General features: G+C 71.8%; 4 protein-coding genes. 2 read left to right on the top strand and 2 right to left on the bottom strand.

Annotated features, from left to right (window positions below):
• A partial coding sequence (locus tag ACFW2E_RS44255) for a TetR/AcrR family transcriptional regulator (protein ID WP_384477072.1) occupies positions 1-365 on the bottom strand: 365 nt, incomplete at its 3' end.
• Positions 362-1,855 carry an MFS transporter gene (locus tag ACFW2E_RS44250; RefSeq protein WP_384477069.1) on the bottom strand — a complete coding sequence of 498 codons (1,494 nt, stop codon included), beginning with the start codon at positions 1,853-1,855 and terminating at the stop codon, positions 362-364. The genes ACFW2E_RS44255 and ACFW2E_RS44250, both read right to left, overlap by 4 nt.
• 516 nt (positions 1,856-2,371) lie before the next feature.
• Here ACFW2E_RS44250 and ACFW2E_RS44245 point away from each other — a divergent pair.
• Both ACFW2E_RS44245 and ACFW2E_RS44240 read left to right on the top strand, forming a co-directional pair.
• Complete coding sequence (locus ACFW2E_RS44245) at positions 2,372-2,749, top strand: tyrosinase cofactor (protein ID WP_384477066.1); 378 nt, start codon at positions 2,372-2,374, stop codon at positions 2,747-2,749.
• A 34-nt stretch (positions 2,750-2,783) separates the two neighbouring features.
• Positions 2,784-3,113: tyrosinase family protein (locus tag ACFW2E_RS44240; protein WP_384477063.1), on the top strand; the 330-nt coding region annotated here is incomplete at its 3' end.

The following is a 3,113-nucleotide window of genomic DNA, read 5'->3' as shown; positions in this document are numbered from 1 at the left end:
TCGGCGTGCAGGGGTGCGTAGGCGATGCGCAGCAGGGGGTCGGCGCCGCGCTCTCGCTGGCTGGCCACGACGTGCCGGACCATGTGCCGGCCGAGGTCCTCCAGCGGTGCGTCCAGCAGGGCGGCGGCGTCGGCCTCGAAGGACATGACGCGGGCGAACAGGGCGTCCTTGCTGCCGAAGTACTTGAGGATCAACGGCGGGCTGACACCTGCGCGTTCGGCGACGGCTTTGAGGGTGATGTCGGTGTGGGCGTGCCGGGCGAGGAGATGGCGGGCCGCCCTGAGGATGGCCGCCTTGGTCGTTTCCGCGTCCCGGCGCACGGAGGAGCCGGCGGGTGCGCCGGATGGAGTGCTCACGGCACTCATGCTCCCTCCATCGCCCCGTCGCGGGCGCCCCGGGCCCGGCAGCGGGCCCGCCGGGTGCCGGCGCGGTCGCTGTCGCCCGGGATGGACAGCGCCGCCGCGCCCGCGGCCAGGGCGACCACGCCCGCGACGGCGAACGCCAGCAGATAGCCGTGCAGCGTGGGCACGGGGGCTCCGCCGACGAGGCTGGTGTGGTGCACGAGCACCGCGGCCACGGCGGCGCTGGAGGTGGCCTGGCCGATGGTGCGCATCAGGACGTTGACGCCGTTGGCGGAGGCGGTCTGCCCGGCCGGGACCGCGCGCAGGATCAGGGTGGGCAGCGCGGAGTAGGCGAGCGTGGTGCCGGTCGCCACCACGGTCGCACCCAGGATGATCATCCACAGGTCGCGGCTGTCGGCGATGCGCACCGCGTAGCCGCACGCGATGACGGCGGCGCCGATCGCGAGGGTGATCCGTGGCCCGCGTGCCGCCGAGATGCGGGCGGAGACGGGCGAGAAGAGCAGCATGGTGACACCACCGGGCAGCAGGCACAGGCCGGTGGCGACGATCGACAGTCCCAGGCCGTACCCGGTGGCCTCGGGCGCCTGCACCAGCTGGGCGGTGACCAGTGAGTTGGCGTAGAAGGCGAAGCCCGTCAGCAGGGCCGCCACATGGGACAGGCCCACCCGGGGCCGGGACACCAGCCGGAGGTCGACCAGGGGCTGCGCGGTGTGCAGCTGCTGCCACCACCACAGGGCGAGGACGACGGCCGAGCCGAGGAAGAGACCCAGCACGCGGGGGCCGGCCCAGCCCCACTGGCCGCCCTGGGACACCCCGAGCAGCAGACACGTCAGCCCGACGGCCAGCAGCAGCGCGCCGAGCACGTCGAACCGGCCCGGCTCGCGCACGGGTGACTCCTTGACCGCCCAGCACACGGCGGTCGCGCCCAGCGCCCCGAGGACACTGGTCAGCCAGAACATGGTGTGCCAGTCGGCGTACTGCACGACCAGCGCGGCCAGCGGAAGGCCCAGGGCGGCCCCGATGCCGACGGTCGAACTCATCAGCGCGACCGCCGAACCCCGTCGCTCGGGCGGGAGTTCGTCCCGCAGGATGCTGATCGACAGCGGGACGACGGATGCGGCGGCGCCCTGGAGGGCGCGGGCCGCGATGAGCACGCCGATGTCGGAGGACAGGGCGCACATCACCGAGCCGACGGTCATCAGGGCCAGCGCCGCCGTCAGCACCCGCCGCTTGCCGTACATGTCGCCGGCGCGGCCGAGGACCGGGGTGAGGACCGCTCCGGAGAGCAGGGTCGCGGTGACCGTCCACGAGACCGTGCCCGCCGAGGCGCCGGTCAGCCGTGGCAGGTCCGGCAGCAGCGGGACGACCACGGTCTGCATGACGGCCATGAGGATGCCGCCCGACGCCAGCACGGGGATGGTGAACCGGTCCCGGAGCCGGGCCACCCCCACGCTCGCTCCGGGCGGGGGCGGTATCGGAGCGGGCTGGCCCATCGGCACTCCTGCGGATGTCAGAAATATGAGGTGAATATCAATTCACCTTACTGGGTGAATGGTCATTCACCAACGCCTTGCCGGCCCTGCCCGCACCCGGCCGACGACCGGGCGTGCAGGGCCCGCGCGTCGAGCACGCCGGCGAAGAACCGCACAGACGACCTTCACGCGCACACCCCGGGGAGTCACTCATGGCGAGTGGACGCCATCGCGGGGGTGGCAGTGCGCGCGGGCGCGGCCGGACTTGTGAATCACGCCAGTTTGCCGGGGTGAGCCGCACCACTCGGGCGGTCGCCGCTCGCGAAAGATCACCGGGAACACCCTCTCCCCGGCAAGGAATTCCCCCTTCCGGGGACGGCCGGAGCAACCTCACGGCAAGATCATCCTTATTGAATCCCGTATGACATGTGACCAATTGTCCGGATCACGGCCAACCGACTCCGGGTGATTTCTCCCGCTCTCGGGCGGACCGATAGGCATGCGGTGTCATCCCCCGTACGCACCAGGAGGTCCCGCATGCCGGAACTCACCCGTCGCCGCGCGCTCACCGCAACGGCCGCCATCGCCGTGGCGGCCGGTGCCGCCACGCTCGTCGCGCCCGCCGCCTCGGCCGACGATCACCACCACGGCGGTTCGCCCGAGTCGTTCGACGAGGTCTACAAGGGCCGTCGGATACAGGGCCGTCCGGCGGGCATGGGCGGTCACCACCACGAACACGGCGGCGGGTACTCCGTGTTCGTCGACGGGGTCGAGCTGCACGTGATGCAGAACGCCGACGGCACCTGGATCAGCGTCGTCAGCCACTACGACCCGGTGCCCACGCCGCGTGCCGCCGCCCGCGCCGCGGTCGACGAGCTGCAGGGCGCCAAGCTCCTCCCGTTCCCCGCCAACTGACCGCCCCCGCAAGGACATCCGGAGTACCCCGCACATGACCGTACGCAAGAACCAGGCCAGTCTGACCAGCGACGAAAAGAAGCGGTTCGTCGCCGCCGTCGTCGAGCTCAAGCGCAACGGCCGCTACGACGAGTTCGTCAGGACGCACAACGCCTTCATCATGTCCGACACCGACAACTCCGAGCGCACCGGGCACCGTTCGCCGTCGTTCCTGCCCTGGCACCGCAGATTCCTGCTCGACTTCGAGCAGGCGCTGCAGTCGGTGGACGCGTCGGTGGCGCTGCCGTACTGGGACTGGAGCACCGACCGCACGGTGCGCGCCTCGCTCTGGGGGCCCGACTTCCTCGGCGGCACGGGACGCAGC

The sequence above is a fragment of the Streptomyces sp. NPDC058964 genome (genome assembly GCF_042741275.1).
Lineage (GTDB): Bacteria > Actinomycetota > Actinomycetes > Streptomycetales > Streptomycetaceae > Streptomyces.
Note: the sequence above shows the minus strand (reverse complement) of the source record. Positions and strands in the feature narration are given on the sequence as shown.

Bases quoted from the DNA above. Each gene is read 5' to 3' on its own strand.
- ACFW2E_RS44245 (WP_384477066.1), top strand. From the start codon at position 2,372: ATGCCGGAACTCACCCGTCGCCGCGCGCTCACCGCAACGGCCGCCATC.
- ACFW2E_RS44250 (WP_384477069.1), bottom strand. From the start codon at position 1,855: ATGGGCCAGCCCGCTCCGATACCGCCCCCGCCCGGAGCGAGCGTGGGG.